Annotated in this window: 16 protein-coding genes; 13 read left to right on the plus strand and 3 right to left on the minus strand. The window is 39.6% G+C overall.

The window, feature by feature from the left end; all coding sequences use genetic code 11:
* Positions 1 to 108: 108 nt before the first annotated feature.
* The 8 genes from QMA08_RS04360 to QMA08_RS04395 all read left to right on the plus strand — a co-directional run bounded on the left by QMA08_RS04360 (position 109) and on the right by QMA08_RS04395 (position 9,809).
* Positions 109 to 1,620 carry an efflux transporter outer membrane subunit gene (locus tag QMA08_RS04360; RefSeq protein WP_290173782.1) on the plus strand — a complete coding sequence of 504 codons (1,512 nt, stop codon included), beginning with the start codon at positions 109 to 111 and terminating at the stop codon, positions 1,618 to 1,620.
* Positions 1,620 to 2,447, plus strand: coding sequence for an MFS transporter (locus QMA08_RS04365; RefSeq protein WP_290173783.1), 828 nt, complete (start codon positions 1,620 to 1,622; stop codon positions 2,445 to 2,447). Before QMA08_RS04360 ends, QMA08_RS04365 begins: the two co-directional genes overlap by 1 nt.
* On the plus strand, positions 2,444 to 3,163 hold the full coding sequence (locus tag QMA08_RS04370; RefSeq protein ID WP_290173784.1) for a hypothetical protein: 720 nt from the start codon (positions 2,444 to 2,446) through the stop codon (positions 3,161 to 3,163). The genes QMA08_RS04365 and QMA08_RS04370 overlap by 4 nt, the downstream gene beginning before the upstream one ends.
* 29 nt (positions 3,164 to 3,192) lie before the next feature.
* Positions 3,193 to 4,227: an HlyD family secretion protein gene (locus tag QMA08_RS04375; protein WP_182753899.1), complete on the plus strand. Its 1,035-nt coding sequence runs from the start codon at positions 3,193 to 3,195 to the stop codon at positions 4,225 to 4,227.
* Positions 4,228 to 4,519: 292 nt separating this feature from the next.
* On the plus strand, positions 4,520 to 6,109 hold the full coding sequence (gene prfC, locus QMA08_RS04380) for a peptide chain release factor 3 (protein WP_290173785.1): 1,590 nt from the start codon (positions 4,520 to 4,522) through the stop codon (positions 6,107 to 6,109).
* A 60-nt stretch (positions 6,110 to 6,169) separates the two neighbouring features.
* Entirely contained in the window at positions 6,170 to 7,912 is a 1,743-nt protein-coding gene (gene argS / locus QMA08_RS04385) for an arginine--tRNA ligase (protein ID WP_002958775.1), read from the plus strand.
* Positions 7,913 to 8,381: 469 nt separating this feature from the next.
* On the plus strand, positions 8,382 to 9,020 hold the full coding sequence (gene pdxH, locus QMA08_RS04390) for a pyridoxamine 5'-phosphate oxidase (RefSeq protein ID WP_002958774.1): 639 nt from the start codon (positions 8,382 to 8,384) through the stop codon (positions 9,018 to 9,020).
* A gap of 21 nt (positions 9,021 to 9,041) precedes the next feature.
* The gene (locus QMA08_RS04395) at positions 9,042 to 9,809 is read left to right on the plus strand and encodes a TatD family hydrolase (RefSeq protein ID WP_290173786.1); all 768 of its coding nucleotides are present in this window, start codon (positions 9,042 to 9,044) and stop codon (positions 9,807 to 9,809) included.
* On the opposite strand, the gene QMA08_RS04400 is transcribed toward QMA08_RS04395, so the two are convergent.
* Entirely contained in the window at positions 9,776 to 10,396 is a 621-nt protein-coding gene (locus tag QMA08_RS04400; RefSeq protein WP_290173787.1) for an AhpA/YtjB family protein, read from the minus strand. The genes QMA08_RS04395 and QMA08_RS04400 overlap by 34 nt on opposite strands.
* Positions 10,397 to 10,548: 152 nt before the next feature.
* On the opposite strand from QMA08_RS04400, the gene serB reads away from it, so the two are divergent.
* Positions 10,549 to 11,577: a phosphoserine phosphatase SerB gene (serB, locus tag QMA08_RS04405; RefSeq protein WP_290173788.1), complete on the plus strand. Its 1,029-nt coding sequence runs from the start codon at positions 10,549 to 10,551 to the stop codon at positions 11,575 to 11,577.
* Between the two features lie 20 nt (positions 11,578 to 11,597).
* On the opposite strand, the gene QMA08_RS04410 is transcribed toward serB, so the two are convergent.
* Entirely contained in the window at positions 11,598 to 14,075 is a 2,478-nt protein-coding gene (locus QMA08_RS04410; protein ID WP_290173789.1) for a PilZ domain-containing protein, read from the minus strand.
* Positions 14,076 to 14,439: 364 nt separating this feature from the next.
* Here QMA08_RS04410 and radA point away from each other — a divergent pair, with 364 nt between their 5' ends.
* Together radA and QMA08_RS04420 are read left to right on the plus strand one after the other, a co-directional pair.
* Positions 14,440 to 15,825, plus strand: a complete 1,386-nt coding sequence (gene radA, locus QMA08_RS04415; RefSeq protein ID WP_002958769.1) for a DNA repair protein RadA — start codon at positions 14,440 to 14,442, stop codon at positions 15,823 to 15,825.
* Positions 15,826 to 15,900: 75 nt separating this feature from the next.
* Positions 15,901 to 16,833, plus strand: a complete 933-nt coding sequence (locus tag QMA08_RS04420) for a hypothetical protein (RefSeq protein ID WP_024603815.1) — start codon at positions 15,901 to 15,903, stop codon at positions 16,831 to 16,833.
* 53 nt (positions 16,834 to 16,886) lie between these two features.
* Here the strand turns inward: QMA08_RS04420 and argE are convergent, their stop codons facing one another.
* On the minus strand, positions 16,887 to 18,035 hold the full coding sequence (gene argE / locus QMA08_RS04425; protein WP_290173790.1) for an acetylornithine deacetylase: 1,149 nt from the start codon (positions 18,033 to 18,035) through the stop codon (positions 16,887 to 16,889).
* A gap of 224 nt (positions 18,036 to 18,259) precedes the next feature.
* On the opposite strand from argE, the gene argC reads away from it, so the two are divergent.
* Positions 18,260 to 19,270 (plus strand): N-acetyl-gamma-glutamyl-phosphate reductase, encoded by a 1,011-nt coding sequence (gene argC, locus QMA08_RS04430; RefSeq protein WP_290173791.1) that lies wholly within the window; start codon positions 18,260 to 18,262, stop codon positions 19,268 to 19,270.
* Entirely contained in the window at positions 19,271 to 20,038 is a 768-nt protein-coding gene (gene argB, locus QMA08_RS04435) for an acetylglutamate kinase (protein WP_182716083.1), read from the plus strand. It abuts the gene before it with no gap.
* Positions 20,039 to 20,042: the final 4 nt, after the last annotated feature.

Below are 20,042 nucleotides of genomic sequence, written 5' to 3' on the forward strand. Positions count from 1 at the left end.
TTCATGATTGTGAGCTTGCTAATATTGATTTGTTAAATTTTCCTGCAAACAAGTCAAACCGAGCGGTACAGTACATGTTTATTGCATTGTTAAATTTGGGAAATCGAAATGGCAATTCTGCGTTTTAATAAAAGGCTTTTTAACTATTCACGGCACACTGCCATAGCACTTACGTCAATTGCTATTTTATCTGGGTGTGTTGTAGGTCCCACTTTTGAAGAGCCTAATGCAAACATAAATAACGCGGCTGTAACGCCTACAGCCGACTTTGGCCAAGGCGAGCAAAGCAACAAAGCTGAATTAGTATGGAACTGGTGGACTATATTAAACGACCCTATTTTAACTGAATTAGAGCAAAAAGCGCAGCTGGGTAATCTTGACTTACAAATGGCTTCAAGTCGAATTGCACAAAGTCGAGCTGCGTTGGGTATAGCATCATCAGAGCGTTTGCCAAACGTATCTGCTGGATTTGATTACAAACGTGAAGGTCTTAGCGAAAACGGTAAATTTGTCGCACTTGGTGCGCCACCAGATGCTGATAACTTTTGGCAGCTAGGGTTTGATGCCAGTTGGGAGCTGGATTTATGGGGTCGTAATAAACGAATAGAAGAGGGCGCAATCGCTATGTTGCAAGCGTCATTATTTGAACGTGAAGCTGTGCGGGTCAGCCTCGCGGGCGAAGTTGCTAAAACCTACTTGTTGCTGCGAAGTGCACAAACACAATTAGAAATCACACATGAAAACAAAAGCATTGCAGAGCGTGTATTAACCCTTGTGCAAAGTCGTGAAAGAAATGGCGTAAGCACGCGCTTTGAAACTATTAGCGCCCAGGCAGAACTCGCAACAATTAATGCGGGATTACCAGAGGTAACACAGCGTCGTAATGCTTTAATGAATGCACTTGCATTATTAATTGGGGAGCAACCGCGTGCATTAAATGCTTTATTAGCAGCACGTATACCACAGCCACATATTCCTACTGGCATACCTAAGGTGATCCCATCTGAATTTGTAAAACGTCGCCCAGATATTTTACAAGCTCAGGCAAATTTACACAGTGCCGTAGCCGCTATTGGTGCAGCACAAGCAGATTTTTACCCGCGTATTACGTTAACGGGTACATTAGGTGTTGAAGGTTATGCGCAGCACGATTTATCAACGTGGGACTCACGCGTATTTTCTGTTGGGCCCAATGTATATTTGCCTATTTTTCAAGGTGGACGCTTAAAGTCACAACTTAAATTAACAAAAGAACGCGAGAAAAATGCGGCATTAAATTATCGCCAAACAGTACTCAAAGCATGGCATGAAGTAGATAACGCAGTAGATGGCTGGGCGGCACAGCAAAATCACCACGATAAAGTAGAAATAGCATATAACTTTAATAAACAAGCACTACATAGTGTTGAGCGAGCTTACCAGCAAGGTGCTGCAGATTATCTTAGTGTACTCACTGCACAGCGCCACTTACTGGCAAGCCAAACTAATTTAAACAATAGCGCCACTAATGCATCACTTGCGGTGGTTAGCTTATATAAATCATTAGGTGGAGGCTGGAATCCTGATGTTTTGCCTAAAAAAACATCAGCGAGAAATGAAATAGTTGCGGAGGGGGAGTAATGAATGCAGCCACAATTAATGTGCCCATACAAAACGCGGATCCCATTGTAAGACCCGCTGGACCTTCTAAACAAGCAATTGCCGGGCTCTTAGGTATTTTTATTGCGGCAATGATGGCCGGTTTAAATAATCGTGTCGGTTCTTTAGGTCTTGTTGATATTCGTGGCGTGTTGGGCGCAAGCCTTGATGATGCATCGTGGCTATCGAGCGCTTACACCGTAGGAGAATTAATAGCAATGCCGTTTGCTTCATGGTTTGCTATTACGTTATCGGTTAGGCGTTTTCATATTAGTATGGTGACAGTATGTGGTTTTATAGCCGCAATATTGCCGTTTATTCACAACTTAGATTTACTGATCGCTTTACGCTTTATCCAAGGTGTAAGCAGTGGCGCGTTAATCCCTATTTTAATGATGGCCGCACTTAAGTTTCTACCTCCTCATATTCGTTTACATGGTTTAGCTTTATATGCAATGACTGCTACATTTGCACCTAATTTAGCTATTTGGTTAAGTGGCCAATGGGTTGATGGGTTATCTGATTGGCGCTTAATTTACTGGCAAGTTATTCCATTGTGTCTTGTAGCCGGCTCTCTAACAGCATGGGGCTTACCAAAAGAAGGTGTTAAGTATGCTCGCTTTAAAGAAGGTAACTGGTTAGGCCTAATATGCGGGGTTTCATCACTTGCGTTAATTGCTACAGCTCTCGATCAAGGAGTTCGGCTTGACTGGTTTAATTCATCACTTATTACCGTATGCTTTAGTGCTGGAATTGTTTTGTTTGGCTGTTATTTGTTTACGGAGTGCATCATAAAACCCCATTTATGAAGCCTCAGCTAATCGGTAAACGTAATTTAGGTATTGGCGCGGTGATACTAACGTTATTGTTGGTGGTTTTTATGTCGGGTTCAATGCTTCCTTCAGTTCATTTAACAAATTTACATAACTATCGAGCATTACAGTTAGCGCCTATTGGGTTGCTTATTGCTTTACCGCAGTTAGTGCTGGGATCTGTTGTTGCACTTTTTTTATATAAAAAATGGGTTGATGCACGATTTGTTATGGCAATAGGCCTGTTCTTAATTTCTCTTGCTTGTTTTAGTGGTACTCAAATAACGCCGCAATGGCATGGCGATCAATTTTTAACAGCCCAGTTATTGCAGGCATTTGGCCAGCCAATGGCCGTTGTCCCTATATTATTCTTAATGACTAGTGTGTTAGACCCAAGTGAGGGCCCGTACTTTTCGGGAACTATAAATACCTTACGTGTTTTTGGATCGCTAATTGGTGGTGCAGTTGTTGGACAGTTGATCGTTGTTCGAAGTCGTTTTCATAACGAAATGTTATTAGATCATGCTTCACTAGTTGGTAACTCTCTACCACAAAGCGCAACACCTACGGAGCTTGGTAGTGTTATTGCTCAGCAGTCTTTAGTTTTATCTATTGCTGATGCGTATTTAGTGTTGGGAATTATAGCCCTTGTCTTAATTCCGTTGGCACTGTGCATGGACTTTGTACCTGCACCGAATCTAAATAAATCTTAAACCTTATTTTTAAAATTGAGTAATAAATTATGGCATTATCAAAAGCAGTTAAATTTACCGTGGTAGCAACCTTATTTGCTGTTGTTGCAGGTAGTATTGTTTATTTAAATACACCAGAGTCATCGGCTTCAACGCAAACAACAGATGACGCATATATACAAGCCGACTTTACGTTTGTATCGCCTAAAATATCAGGTGTCATAAATGAGGTATTAATTAAAGATAATCAGCGTGTAGAAAAAGGCGATGTGTTAGCAACGATTGATGACCGCGATTATGTAGTTGCTATTGACGCAGCTAAAGCACGGGTTAATAGTGCACAGGCAAATATTAAAAGCCTAAAAGCAAAAATTATTTATCAGGAGTCTGTAATATTACAAGCAGAGGCCGGTATTGAAGCGGAAAAAGCAGGGCTTGAATTAGCAAATGTAAATCTAACTCGATACAGTAATTTAGCGTCTGATGGCTCGGGCACTGTTCAAGCGCTTCAAGAAGCACAAGCAAAGCTAGCAATTCAAAAAGCTAACTTACATAAAAAAGAAGCAGCACTAGTTGCAGCAAAGCAGCAAACAGCTATTTTAAATGCTGATCAAGATAAAGCAAAAGCATTATTAGCTCAGTCAAATGCCTCATTAGAAGAAGCATTATTAAAGCTCTCTTACACAAAAATTAAAGCACCTGTTAGCGGTATTGTTGGTCAAAAGGCTGTGCGTGTAGGTGGCTTTGTAAGCCCAGGTAAGCCACTTCTCGTTATTGTGCCACTGGATAAAGTGTTTATAAGTGCAAATTATAGAGAAACACAACTAGCTAATGTAAAAGTTGGTCAACAGGTTGAAATTAAAGTTGATGCATTGCCAGGCGTGACATTAAAAGGACACGTTGACAGTCTAAGTCCAGCAAGTGGTGTAAGTTACTCCACTATTGGTGCGCATAATGCAACAGGCAACTTTACTAAAATAGCGCAGCGCCTACCGGTAAAGATTAGTTTAGATGCTAAGCAGCCTTTACTTAGTCAACTACGTGTTGGAATGTCGGTTGTACCTACAATTGATGTTGTTAAGTAACTACTCATTTTTATTTAAACGATCTACGAGTAAATTGTAGGTCGTTTAAATATCGCTTGCTGTACACATTTATTTTAAAGCTAAGATATTTTTAAGTAGATAGCACACTTTTATACCGACTCCTGTTACAATTGCCATTATTAAAAAATCAACTATTGACGCTTTATTATCAGCTGTTTGCAACGTGAAAATCAGCGAGAATAGTAGTTAATTACGATCAACATAACGGGTTTACTCGCAGACGCTTATTAAAATGCATTCAACCCCGCATATAAACTAAAAGAATTTATCAATGGCAGACCAGACTATTATCAATGAAATCAGCAAGCGAAGGACCTTTGCTATCATCTCTCACCCGGATGCTGGTAAAACAACGATTACCGAAAAAGTATTGTTATTCGGACAAGCTATTCAAAGAGCTGGTACTGTAAAAGGTCGCGGCTCTAACCAGCATGCTAAATCTGACTGGATGGAAATGGAAAAAGAGCGTGGTATATCAGTTACTACGTCTGTAATGCAATTTCCATATAACGACGCACTTGTTAATTTACTTGATACGCCAGGACACGAAGATTTCTCTGAAGATACGTACCGTACATTAACAGCAGTAGATTCGTGCTTAATGGTTATTGATGCGGCTAAAGGTGTAGAAGACCGTACCCGTAAGCTAATGGAAGTTACACGCCTGCGTACCACACCTATTGTTACATTTATGAACAAATGTGACCGTGATATTCGCGACCCAATGGAAGTGCTGGACGAAGTTGAAACAGAGCTAAATATTGCCTGTGCACCCATTACTTGGCCAATTGGTTGTGGTAAAGAGTTCAAAGGTGTTTATCACATTCATAATGATGAAGCTGTTTTATATAAAACGGGCCAAGGTCATAAAATTCAAGATGTTCGCACAATTAAAGGCCTTGATAATCCAGAGTTAGATATTGCCATTGGTGAAGACTTAGCTGCGCAGTTACGCGATGAGCTTGAGCTTGTTATTGGTGCATCAAACGAATTTGATTTAGATCTGTTTTTAGCCGGTGAGCTTTCGCCAGTTTATTACGGTACCGCACTTGGTAACTTTGGTGTTGATCACGTGTTAGATGGTTTAACTAAGTGGGCGCCAACGCCATTACCACGTGAAACCGAAGACAGACTAATTGTTGCAACTGAAGAAAACTTTACCGGGTTTGTATTTAAAATTCAGGCCAACATGGACCCTAAACACCGTGACCGTATTGCATTTATGCGTATTGTATCGGGTAAGTACAGCCAAGGCATGAAAATGAATCACGTGCGAATTGGCAAGCAAGTGAGCATTTCTGATGCGGTAACCTTTATGGCGGGCGATCGTGAACGTGCCGCAGATGCTTTCGCTGGCGACATTATTGGCTTGCATAACCACGGTACAATTCAAATTGGTGATACGTTCACGCAAGGCGAAAAACTTAAATTTAGTGGTATTCCTAACTTCGCCCCTGAACTATTTCGTCGTATTCGCCTTCGCGATCCGCTTAAGCAAAAGCAATTATTAAAAGGCTTAGTACAGCTTTCTGAAGAAGGGGCTGTACAGGTATTTAGACCACTTATTAATAACGACTTAATAGTAGGCGCGGTAGGTGTACTTCAGTTTGATGTGGTTGTAGCGCGTTTAAAAGCAGAATATAACGTTGATGCTATTTATGAAGGCGTAAACGTGAATACGGCACGCTGGGTAAGCAGTGATGACGTTAAAAAGTTTGAAGAATTTAAACGTAAATGCGAAAGCAATTTAGCACTCGATGGCGGCGATAACTTAACTTACATTGCACCGAGCCGTGTAAATCTTAACTTATCGGTAGAGCGTTACCCAGAAGTAATGTTTAGCCATACACGCGAAAACTAGAGCTCATTTACAAGAATTAAAAGAAAACCTGCTTTGGCGGGTTTATAAAGGTAAAAAAATATGAATATTCGTACTATTTTAATTGAAAAAGCCATTGCAGCTATGGTCGGTGCAGGCTTACCTGAAGACACAAACCCGGCAGTAACGCAAAGCACGCGTCCACAATTTGGTGATTACCAAATTAATGCAGCCATGGGCGCAGCTAAAAAAATGAAAAGCAACCCGCGTGAGCTTGCACAAAAAATTATTGATAACCTTGATGTAAGCGATATTGCACAAAAGACTGAAATTGCGGGTCCAGGTTTTATTAATATTCATTTAAAGCCTGAGTTTTTAGCGCAAAGCGTGAAAGCGGCTAACAATGATGCAAAACTAGCTGTAAACGAACATGCTAAGCCACAAAAAGTTGTTGTTGATTATTCATCACCAAACCTAGCTAAAGAAATGCACGTAGGTCATTTACGTTCAACCATTATTGGTGACTCAATTGTACGTGCGCTTGAATTTAGAGGCGATACGGTTGTGCGCCAAAATCACATGGGTGATTGGGGTACGCAATTTGGTATGTTAATCGCGCATTTAGAAGATCAAATTAGTCAAGGCGTTGACTTAGATACTGTTGCGCTTGCTGATTTAGAAACTTTTTACCGCGATGCTAAAAAACGCTTTGACGACGAAGAAGGCTTTGCAGATAAAGCACGTGATTACGTTGTTAAATTACAAGGCGGCGATGCGCATTGTGAAAAACTTTGGAAACTATTTATAGCCACCTCAGTTAAACACTCAGAAGAAGTATACAAGCGTTTAAATGTAACGCTTACCCAAGCCGATATTATGGCTGAAAGCGCATACAATGCAGAGCTTAACGATATTATTAGCCTACTTAAAGATAAAAACATTGCCGTAGAGTCGCAAGGCGCGCAAGTGGTGTTTTTAGATGAGCTAGCTAATAAAGATGGCGAGCCATCAGCGTTTATCGTACAAAAATCTGGCGGTGGTTTTTTATATGCAACAACAGACTTAGCGGCATGTGACTACCGTTCAAACAAATTAGGTGCTGATCGCATCTTAATTTTTGTAGATGCACGTCAAAATCTACACTTTAACCAAGTAGAGCTAACAGCGCGTAAAGCTGGTTTATTAAGAGACGAAACAAGTTACGAGTTTTGCCCGTTTGGCACCATGATGGGCGCCGATAATAAACCATTTAAAACACGTACTGGCGGCACAGTAAAACTTGCTGATTTATTAGAAGAATCAATTAACCGCGCAGCCGCAAAATTAGCTGAACGTGAGTCTGATTTAAGTGATAGCGATCGCAGCGAAATTGCACGTAAAGTAGGTATTGGCGCAGTTAAATATGCCGACCTTTCTAAGCACCGTACCAGTGATTACATTTTTAACTGGGACAGCATGCTAAGTTTTGAAGGCGCAACAGCTCCTTACTTACAATATGCTTATACACGTGTACGCAGTATTTTCCGCAAATCAGGCGTTGATGCTGCTACATTAAATTCAGACGTTGCAATTGTTGAGCCTCAAGAAAAAGCACTTGCACTTAAGCTACTACAGCTCGAAGAAGTACTTGATTTAATGATCAGCGAAGCAACACCGCACGTACTATGTGGTTACTTATACGAGCTTGCAAGCTTATACATGACATTTTACGAAGCTTGCCCAGTACTTAAAGAAGGCGTAGAGCCAAGCGTGCGCGATAGCCGTTTAGTGTTGTGTAATTTGGTTTCAAGAACATTAGAAACGGGATTAGATTTACTTGGCATTGAAGTTATGGAGCAAATGTAATCACCGTCGTATTTTAACCTAATACTGCGTTATCCACCCCGACTTACCCTAATCACATACAAACCGTATGCTCATAGGGATAAGTCGGGTTGGATGCCTTGTCTTAGGCTAAACTACTTAGGTGAACCGTCTGCTGCGTGTAGTTCGCTTTAGCTGCGTTGGTAAAACTATTTAGCCTAAGTCACATACAAACCGTATGCTCCTTGGCATAAATAGTTTTACCGCCTTGCTAGCACTCCTACACTTGCAGATATCTGAGCTGTGTAGTTTGCGTTGTAGGTTGGGTTGAGTGAAACGAAACCCAACGATACACCTGAGGCTCTGTGTTTATTGCTATCGAATACACCCGAGACTCGGTGTTATTGCTATCACATATACCTGAATCTTAATATTTGTTACTACTCAATATCTATTGTTTTAAGCTCGCTACTCTAAGCTCTTTTCTAAGTCTTTATTTAAAGGATTTGTTATGAAACTCGAAGATATCCGCCGTGAATACCTGCAAGACGCGTTAAGCGAAGATAACTTGCAAGATGACCCATTCAAGCAGTTTGAAACATGGCTTGAGCATGCTGTAGCAAGCCAATTACCCGATCCAACAGCGATGGTTGTAGCAACTGTTGATGAAACCGGTCAGCCTTCACAGCGTATAGTGCTTTTAAAGCACCTGGATGATAACGGCTTTGTATTTTTTACCAATACAGGTTCGCGTAAAGCGCAGGAGCTTAAAGGTAATAACAAAATATCGCTTCACTTTCCGTGGCATCACATGGAACGCCAAGTTATTGTATACGGTGAGGCTAAACCATTACCAACTTCTGCTGTGGCAAAGTACTTTTTATCTCGTCCTAAAGAAAGCCAATTAGCAGCGTGGGCATCAGCGCAAAGTCGTCCGGTGTCATCACGTAAAGTACTAATGGAAACCTTTGCTAATATGAAAAACAAGTTTGCTAAAGGTGAAATTCCATTACCTGATTTTTGGGGCGGTTATTGTGTAGTGCCCACTAAAATTGAGTTTTGGCAAGGTGGGGCGCATCGTTTACATGATCGTTTTATGTATCAGCGCCAAGCAGATAATAGCTGGCAAATTACACGCTTAAATCCTTAATAAATAGATGAGTAAGTAACCGTGCAATTTATTGACTCTCATTGCCACCTCGATTTTAGTGAGTTTGATTCAAGTCGTGAATCGCTGATAAACGAGTGTGTAGCAAAGGGAGTTAATCAGTTTGTTGTACCGGGTATTACGCTTGCTCAATCGCATACTCTTATAGGGCTCAAAGCAACCTATCCAAGTATAAAAATAGCGGCAGGGCTGCACCCTTATTTTTTAAAACAGCATGAAGAATCGCACATAGAAGCATTATTCGAGTTTGCAACTACAAATAAGCATCAGCTGGTGGCTATTGGTGAGTGTGGGCTTGATAGAAGCATTGAAAACCTCTCTAAACAAACTTATTTATTTGAACAACAAATAGGGCTTTCTAATGAGCTAAGCTTACCGCTCATTGTACATCACAGGCAAAGCCATGATTTAATTGCGCAATCGTTTAAACGTTGTAAGCCAAAAAATGGGGGAGTGATTCATGCATTTTCAGGTTCAATCCAACAAGCGAAGTATTATATCAAACAGGGCTTTAAGCTTGGCGTAGGCGGTGTTATTACCTATGAACGTGCAGCTAAAACCCGTGCTGTTATTGCCGCTATTGAGCCCGAGCACTTAGTGCTTGAAACAGATTCACCTTCAATGCCGTTAAGTGGCTACCAAGGGGAGGTTAACACGCCATTGCATATACCTGATGTGTTTGACGCACTATGTGATTTAAAGCCAGACAGCGAAAAAGAGACGCTTGCCAAGCAACTTTATGATTCTTGTTCAGATGTTTTTTGCATATAACGATTTACCTGCCAGCGTTTTAATCCACGGCCTAACTGCCACGTAAAAATACAAGCAATCACTAGCATTAATAAAACCTGTCTGCCTAAGTCATGAAAATGATTATGGCTGTCGGATATTGCAGCGCGAGTTAAATAAGTAATAGATACAAAACCTATAGGGCGGTCATCATCGCTTATAACAGGTTCCATAAAAGGTGTTTTTAACTTACTTATTCCGGGGGTAGAATCAGAAAGTTGACCATAAACATGGTGCGACTGCCAATTGTCGCTACTGGCTAATAAAATACCCTGTTGATCGTAAATAGTGGCCGAAAGCACGAACTCATCTTTACTTATATCGTTACAAATTGCATTGAGCTGGGGTTTGTTTTTTTCGATTAAAGGTGTTTTAACATTTAAAGCCATAAACTGAGTGAGGCTTTTTGCGGTGCTGTCGGCGCTATCGTACAGTAACTGGTGACTCTTAAAACTACTATTAACACCCACCCAGCTTAGTAATACAAAACAGCCAGCCGCAAGAATTAAGCGAACGAGTCGCTTTCTTTGGGATGCGCTTATAGGGTTTTTAATATGGTTATTTTTCATAGTCACCGTTTATGCTACTGACAGCATTTTGATTTGATGTTACAACTACACTAACTATAACCTTAAACCCCACCTGATGGCGAATTTAGTGTTGAGAATAGCAGTTTTGAGATGCCAACTATCAGGAAAATAAAAATAAACACGGAGATCCCATGTCGCAAATCAACATGGCACAGCAAGCTGCTGAGCAACCATTACAACACTTAACTCTAAATAAATGGTTTAGCTATAGTGGTGGTGTATCTACACCTCTCGATTATATTCCAAACAAAGCATTAGGGTTATTTAGCATCGCATTTGCAGGTGATTTTGAAGAAAAACACATTGCCAGTATTGTTGACTTTTTAGCGACACATAACCAAAACGTCACCGCTATATGCCAATACCAACCTGATTTAGGGCTTGCACCAGCACTGTGTTTTTACGCGCAAAATGCAGATAAAACTATAAACCCGTTAGTACTACAAGAATTTTCAAACACGCTTGATTGTCAATTAGTGCAAGTTGCTACGCCGCCTAATTTATATGAGCCTGGTTTATTGGTTATGGATATGGATTCAACTGCAATAACTATTGAGTGCATAGACGAAATAGCACGCCTTGCGAACGTATACGATGAAGTTGCCTCTGTAACTGCACTTGCAATGGCGGGTAAACTTGATTTTAGTGAGAGTTTATATCAGCGTGTAGCTAAGCTTGAAGGTATTGAAAAAAGCTTAATTGAAGAACTGAAAAGTACATTACCATTAATGCCTGGTATTAAAATACTGTGCCAAATTTTAAAGCAACATAACTGGTATTTGGCGATTGCCTCAGGTGGTTTTGTGCCTTTTGCAGAGCGTGTACAAGAGCTGATTAATTTAGATGAAGTGCACGCTAATGTGCTCGAATTTAAAGACGACAAGCTAACAGGTAAAGTACTGGGTACGATTGTCGATGCGCAGCAAAAAGCGGTCGTATTAGAGGTGCTTCAGCAAAAGCTAGGGCTTAAAAAAGCACAAACTGTAGCTATTGGGGATGGCGCAAATGATTTAGTGATGATGGCAAAAGCTGGCCTAGGTGTGGCCGTACATGGTAAGCCTAAAGTGGTTGAGCAAGCACAAGCGGCTATTTGTGAAGGGTCATTATTGCAATTGTTGTATATGTTGGCTATTCCGTTAGAAAAACAGCCAACACTTTAAAATAAATTAAGTTAAACCGCTTAACGTAAGCGGTTTAACCAAATAAGCTTACGGCGGCTCATTTGTGCTACTTGCTCTTTTTTTAGTTCTAAATGGCTTAGCGCTTCTTCAGTTATATCTACTACATCACCCACACCAGCTACGGCCCATAAGGCTTCTTCTAAATCTTTAGCTTTGTGCATTGCGTACTGACTTACGTATTTTAGCTCATTAGAAAGATAATCAGTATCGGGGCGACCTGTGCGCGATATATACAAGCGCATTACGAATATAAGTTGCGATGTAATGTCTTTACTAATTTGCTTATAAAAGCTTGAGTAGTCTTCACCTAAAGCGCATTGGCTAACAATAGCCTCTTCAATACTGCCTTTTCGAGGGTCGAAGTTAATAGCAAGTGTAAAAGCAAGTGGTGCATCTTGGCGGCTGCGATCTTTGATATTTGGTGTTATTACATTAATAATTTGCTCTTCAGTCAGAATGCTCGAAAAGTCAGTTTTGTTACTTAATAAACCAAAGTTTTGCAAAATCACGTGAATAGGGCTGGCGTATAACCCATATCCAATTGCACCCGTTTTAAAGTGTGCAGCTTCTTTGTGTAAATATAGCGGAAATTGGCAAACGCTTTTTGTTACCATATTTCTAAGTGCGGTAGATAAGCCTTCTACTTTAGGTGCTTCTTCAGATACTTTAAGTTTGTCTTTATTACCTTCTATTAGCTGAGTGAAAAAGGTCACGCCAGCATGGGGTAAATCAGCAATGCGATTTGCTTTTAGGTTAATAGTAGTAAATGACTTACTGATGGCCATTACTTCGTACTTTAGTTCACTAAGCTTATGCTTTTTAGTTATTTTTTGAAGTTCAGGGAATGCTAAAAGTACTATATCGCCTTTTTTAAATGTGGCAGGTTGTTCGCACTCTAACTGCAAACCCATTACCGAAAAGTCACGTGTATAGCCATTAAATACCTCATCATTAATAGTAACACTAACTGGTGTTTTATAAAGATAGCGCTTATGCGAGCGTAAATTTACGTATTCAAGTGGCACAATATCTAAGTAGGGTGGTGTTTTGTGTTTTGCGTGGCCAAAGTGCTTAAGCTGATTTACTAATGCTTTATCAAAAGTAAGTTGTTTATAATTTGCTTGTTCAGCTTTATTGCCAATATTTGTAAGTACAACAATATACTTAACATCTTTTATAAGGCCTTTTACACGAGGTGAAGGCGGCTTATTTAATTTTTCTATATTTTCACCGGCACTATTAGGTAGTGAAAGCGGTATAAAAGAATCATCTGGATGACTTGGCATTATTTGTATTTTAAAACACTGCCAGCTCTCTTTTTGGCTACCAAAACCTAAAAATAGATCACGTAATTGAGGGTTGTTATTTAACTCTGTACGCGTCGCTGAGTAGTAATAAATTTTACCTGATGATATATGTGTAAATGTATAGAGGTAATCTTCTTTTACTGCGGTAATTTGAGTTAGTAATTGTGTAATACGCTGATGATTAAGTATATTGTACAAACACGGTGTTTTTCTTTCATCGGTAAAGTAGCGCTGAATAAAAATATTATTTTCAGTGGTAAGGCTAAGGCTTGGGTAATATTGCTCATCTTTTTTACTTAAAAACACATATAAAGACGTTACGCGAGGAATGTAGTACTGCTCATACCCCTTTGATACTACAGCATCGAGCGTATTATCTAGATTTACTTTATAACGACGCTTATTACCATGAATAAAACTTTCTAAAAAGTCATTAAAGGCATCGTTGTTTTCTATATAAGTGCGCTTTAAACGGATGTGATTAAATTCACGAGAGATATTTTCTACTGCAACAACTTCGTATTGAATACCGTTTTTTAGGCCAAGTTCAAAGTCTTGCTCAAGGCCTACTAAGCGCATTGCGATGAGTTCGCCTTTTTTTATAGAGTAGCGCGTTGCAAGCTTAACTTTACAACCGCTTAAAGATATATCTGAGGTGCTAGCAGCAATGTTCTTTTTATCTTTGTAATCAATCGTTACTTTTATTGAGTAATTCATCCGTTCTTCACGGCGGCTCTCGTAAGAGGCAAACTTAATTACTTCAGTGTTTAAGTTATTTTCTAACTCTTGTAACTCTGATTTTTCAGCTGCTTGTTTTTGTAATACGCGGTGGTTATTTTCTGTATTCATTACGGCTTCGTAAACAGCTAAGGTGTATTCACCATGTTGTTTAAGCGCTTTTTCAAACACTTCAATGGCTGTGTCATCCATAAAGTGTTGCTTGCCGTTATGCTCATATGGTTTTACTTGGCCTGTCACTAATCCACGAAGATCAACAAAACGTGCCACTGGCTGAGATAAACGCGACATTTCCATTTTCATTAAAAATTGCTCAGGTTTAGTTAACCCTGCGGTTTTTGATTTGAAAATTAGATCAAATTTAGCGTTGCCTAAATATGTTTTTAACTCATTCACGAGGTCTTCGTGTTTGAGCATTATGTCATCAGCCATTTATAAAACCATCACCGTCTAATTGAAAAAGTAGGTATACTGTTAAGTCCATTTATTAGAAGTTCAATAAACGTTAAATCGCGCTATGTTATTAATATAGGTACAATTATTTGAGTTGCTACTGTTTAGCTCTTGTTATGTATGTGTTATTTGCCATTTTATTGGCAAGTTACTTTAAACTATTACAAAGCAAAAAGTATGCCCTAAATTATAGCTAAAAAGAAACACCATGTGTATTTATTGATTGTGACGCTAGATTTTTAAGCAGGCAAGAGTTTGTTGCTAAGTAAATGCCTGAAATGGCAAAATAAGCGCTTAATAGTAAGAATTTTTTTAATTTAAAGAATAGTAGGTAAAGTTATCAATGGCTAAAGCGGCAAAAGTAGAATTTGTTTGTACCGAATGTGGCATGAACTATCAACGTTGGCAGGGTCAATGTCGCTGCGGTGCGTGGAACACATTAGCGGAATTTAAGCCTTCAGCAGGGCACAGCAAAAAAGCATCAATACGAGCAAACGTTGGTGGTTATGCTGGTGGTGTTGGCGGTGGCTCTAAAAAAATCAATGATATTGCTACATCAGAGGCTGAAAAGCAGCTAACTGAAATCGGCGAGCTTGATCGCGTACTAAGCGGCGGGGTGACTACTGGCTCTGTTAATATAATTTCCGGCGATCCGGGGGCGGGTAAGACAACTTTGCTATCTGACCTAGTGGCGAGAATGTCACAACGGATGCCGTCACTTTACTGTACGGCAGAAGAATCTTTATCGCAGTTTAAAAACAGGGTAAATCGTTTAAAGTTAAACTATAACCCGGACGAGCTTTATTTACTTTCAGAAACGAGCGTTGAAACCATCATCGAAGAGCTCGAGAAAAATAAAATTAAGTTTGCTGTTATTGACTCTATTCAAGCTGTTGTAACCGATACGGCAAATGGTAGCCCAGGTTCGCCTTCGCAGGTAAAAAGCGCCGCCCAAGCATTAACTCAGTACTGTAAGCAAAATGATGTAACCATGTTCATTATTGCTCACGTAAATAAAAATAACGAAATAGCAGGCCCTCAAACACTTGTACATATTGTTGATGCGCTTTTACACATAGATACCAACGATGGGCAAATACGAACACTTAGGGCAAATAAAAACCGCTTTGGTGATATTGATACTGTTGGCATTTTTAAAATGTGTGAACGTGGAATGTTAAGCGTTGATAATCCAAGTGAAATATTTTTATCGGGTTCAACCACCGACTCACCTGGCTCTACTATTACCTGTATTCGTAAAGGGAATCGTAATTTATTGCTTGAGATTCAATGTTTAACTACCGAAACAGAAGCTGAATTTCCGCAGCGTGTTTGTGTTGGTTTAAATATGAATCGTATAAAAATGCTGACCGGTATATTACGTAAGCATACTAAAACTAAAATATTTCACGATACGTTTTTTAATATTGTGGGTGGTTTAAGAATTGATGAGACAGAAACCTGCATCGATTTAGCATTAGTAACCGCGTTACTTAGCAGTTTAAACGAATTTGTTGTACCTCGTACCACGTGTATTATGGGAGAACTTAGCTTAAACGGCGATGTACGCCCAATAGACAGTGGTGTACCGCGTGTTAAAGAGGCTGCACAACATGGTTTTACAGAAATATATATTCCATTTCGCAATTACCATAAATCGATGGAAGGGCTAGGCGCTAAAATTACCCCTGTAAAAACCGTACATGAGTTACTTAGTTTGATTAATTAACACTTATCGGTGATGTTCTTCAGTGTTACTCTTAAGTTGAGACACTTTATAGAAAGAATTAAATAAGGAAATGACATGAAAAAATTAGTTATAGTTGCAGCTCTTGTGGCCGCAGGCGTGGGTGGTGTTAGTTACGCAAACTACGTAGCAACTCAAGAAGTGCGTGCAGAAGTAGATAAGCAACTTGCTTTAGTAAGCGAGCAAACTGGCGCTACATTTAAATACGCTGGTTTATCGGCAAGTGTTATTTCAAAGAGTGTAGAAATAACAAATATGGAAGTAATAAGCCCTGAAGGTGATAATGTTGCTAATATTCAAAGCATTGAAATAACTGGCTACGAGCCGGATAAAATATCACCACATACATCATTTGATGTAAAAAGCTTTCAGTTTGATAAAAGCTTCGTATCAAAATTACCAGCTGATACAAACGAAATGTTAGCGTCGGCAAGTTACGACTTACATTCATCACTTGATTACGATGAAGAGTCTGGCAATAGTGATGTAGTAGTTAAGCTTGATGCAAAAGATATTGTTAGTTTTAATATGGATATGGGTTTAGCTAATTCAAAAGCGTTAATGGATGCTTCATTGGCTATTAGCAAGGCGCAGCAAGAAGCGGGTGAGCAACCGCTGACGTATGAGCAAGAATTACAGCAGCAAACACTTGTTATGCAAGCAATGAGTAAATTAGAGCCGCGTAATGTTAGCTTTGCCTTAAATAACCAAGGTAAATTAAAAGATTTACTATCAAGCGAGCTTGAAAAGCAAGGTATGACGCTTGAGCAAATGGAAATGACGCTAGAGCAACAGTTACAACAAGCTCCTGTAACTGAAGATATTGCAGAGGCTTTAACTAGCTTTGCGAAAGGTTTAAATTCATTCAGTGTGTCTGCAAAGCTACCTGAAGGTAAAACTATGATGGAAATTAACCAACAAGTTATGATGCTAGTAGGGCAACCTGAAGAACTAGTTAAGTTTATTAACTTAGAAGTTAAAGGTGATTAGGCCTTAGTTCTGTATTAATAAAGGCGCCAATTGGCGCCTTTATTGTAATCTTATTAGCTAAAGCAATTTGCTTTTATAAGATCAGTGATTATTTGTTGTGATGGTTTTATTTTTTCCATCGCTAAAAATTCATCAGGCTGGTGTGCTTGGTTAATTGAGCCTGGGCCCATTACAATCGTTTCACAACCGAGTTGCTGGATAAACGGCGCTTCAGTGCAGTAATTTACTGCGACCGCTTTTTGCCCCGCTATTTTTTCAGCCATTTTGACTAAAGCACTGTCGGTGCTACCACTAAATGCCGGTATTGGTTCATGTAAATCAATAACGCTCACCGCATTTGGGTATTGCTGATTTATCTCTTTCGTTGCATCGAGTACGAATGCTTGTAGTTCTTGTACACTTAAACCTGGTAATGGGCGCATATCTATATGCATTTCACAGCAACCACAAATTCTATTCGCGTTATCGCCGCCATGAATATTACCTAAGTTTAATGTTGGATAAGGGATTTCGAAGTGGTTTATTGAATACTTATGCTTTAATTGTTCTTTTAAGATCATCAATTTTGTAATCACTTTATGCATTACTTCAATGGCGTTAAGACCACGTTCGGGATCGGAGCTATGCCCAGAGCGACCAACCACTCTTATTGCTGTACTCATATGGCCTTTGTGCATAAATACTGGCGTCATATCAGTAGGTTCGCCTATTATACAGCGCGCAGGTTTTAAATTCGGGTGCTTACATATTTGTTGTGCACCAGCCATCGTTGTTTCTTCGTCGGCGGTGGCAAGGATTAAAATAGGCTGAGTTTGCTGCTTTTCATCAAGTTCACTAATCGCTTGTAATACAAAAGCAAAAAAGCCTTTCATATCAATACTTCCTAGCCCATACAATTTGTTATCGAGTTCGGTAAGTTTAAATGGATTATGGTTCCAACGACTGTCATCAAAAGGCACTGTGTCGGTATGACCTGCTAGCATTAATCCGCCATCACCTTCTCCGCGTTTTGCTAATAAATTATAGCGCCCTTTACCTCCTTCTAATTCTATAATTTCACACGTAAAACCGATTGTTTCGCACCAACTGGCTAGGAGTTCGATTACGTTTTTATTGCTCATACACAGGTTGTCTTCAATAGCACTAATAGAAGGGGCTGCAATCAATTGTTGGTACATGGAAATAAACGAAGGCAAAGGCATAAAAAAATCCAAAATTATTATTCAATTTAATTGCATAACAATATAAAAGTATTTATGATGAATATCAATTCACTTTTTAAGCATAAATATATTAAAAGTAACGCCATGAAAATAATGCGACGATAATCAAAATTCATTAATAAAAAAGACTTAATTAGCGTCTAAGCTAGTTTAAGCGAACATTATAGATAAGTAGTAATTAATTTTAAGATAACGAGTAACAAATGAATGTAGTGATTATTGGCGCAAGCGGATACAGCGGCGCAGAGTTAGCAAGTTTAGTTGCTAAGCATCCAAACTTAACTTTAACAGGCTGTTATGTATCTGAGGGTAGCTTAGATAAAAATAAATTGCTAAGTGATTTATACCCAGAGCACCTTGGCTTACTAGACTGCCCTTTACTTCCTCTTAGCGTATCAGCTTTTGATGACATTCAAAGTGATGCTGATTACGTATGCTTATGTACCGATCACAAAGTAAGTGTTGATCTAGCGCCGCAATTTTTAGCTATGGGTAAAAAGGTATTTGATTTATCTGGTGGCTATCGTTTAGCAAGCAATGACGACTACGTTACTTACTATGGTTTTGAGCATCAACATCCAGAGCTTTTAAATGAAGCGGCTTACGGTCTAGCTGAGTGGAACCATGATGCTATCGCTAATGCAGAGCTAATTGCTGTTGCAGGTTGTTACCCAACAGCAGCGCTTAATGCGCTAAAACCGCTTAAGCAAGCAGGCTTATTAAGCAGCGAAAGTATTATTATTAATGCGGTTTCGGGCGTTACAGGCGCAGGGCGTAAAGCCAGTGTAGGAACACATTTTTGTGAAGTGTCGCTTGCACCTTATGGTTTGTTTAACCATCGCCATGGCCCTGAAATTGAACAACACCTTGGCCACAAAGTGTTGTTTACACCGCACTTAGGTAGCTTTCCGCGCGGTATTTTAGAAACTATTTATGTACAGCTTAAGCCAGGCGTTACCAAGGAAAACGTTGCATCGGCTTATCAAGTACTTTCGAGCGAGCCATTAATTCGTTTATTAGGCGATAAAGTACCTTCAATTAAAGGTGTAGCTAAGCAGCCATTTGTTGATATTGGCTGGCAGCAACAAGGAACGCAGTTAATTGTGATGTCTGCTATTGATAACTTATTAAAAGGCGCTGCTGGACAAGCTTTGCAGTGTATTAATATTTCTATGAATTTAGATCATACCACTGGATTAAAAGGAGCGTTTTAAATGAGTAAAAAAACGTGGGTAATTAAGCTAGGTGGTGCAGTACTTAATACAGAAAATGCAGCAAAAGCGTTGTTTGATGTATTAAATGAGCAAAAAAATGATGAATTTGTCATTGTACATGGCGGTGGCGCTTTAGTTGATACATGGTTAAAACAAGCGGGTTTTGCCAGTGCTAAACACCAAGGATTACGTATTAGCCCAGCAGAGCAAATGCCTTATATAGTGGGTGCACTCGCAGGTTGCGCTAATAAACAATTAATGACTCAAGCTATTAGTGCTGGGCACAAGCCTGTGGGCTTAAGCCTTTTTGAGGCAGGTGTTACTGCCACTCAAAAGCTAAAAGCGCTTTGCTTAGTGGGTAAATGTAAAAGCAACGACGATTCTATTGTTAATGATTTACTTAAAATCGGTCGCCTACCGATTGTTAGCTCTATAGGCTTTGATGAGCAAGGGCTTTGGTACAACGTAAATGCAGATGAAGCAGCAGCGGCTATTGCTAGTAACTTAAATGCTGAGCTTATTTTTATGACGGATGTTGAAGCAGTGCTTGACGAAAATAAACAGCCGTTACATCAACTTGACACAAAACACATTGATACTTTAATTACAAATGGAGTAATTGTGGGCGGGATGGAGGTCAAAGTTAAGACCAGCCTTCACGCTGCCCAACATTTACGACGCGGTGTGTATATTTCCAGCTGGCAAAAGCCAGAAAATTTAACTGCTCTGCTACAAGGCGAGCATGTCGGAACTAAGATTACACCATAGGTTT

Source organism: Pseudoalteromonas sp. APC 3355 (assembly GCF_030407615.1).
Lineage (GTDB): Bacteria > Pseudomonadota > Gammaproteobacteria > Enterobacterales > Alteromonadaceae > Pseudoalteromonas > Pseudoalteromonas distincta.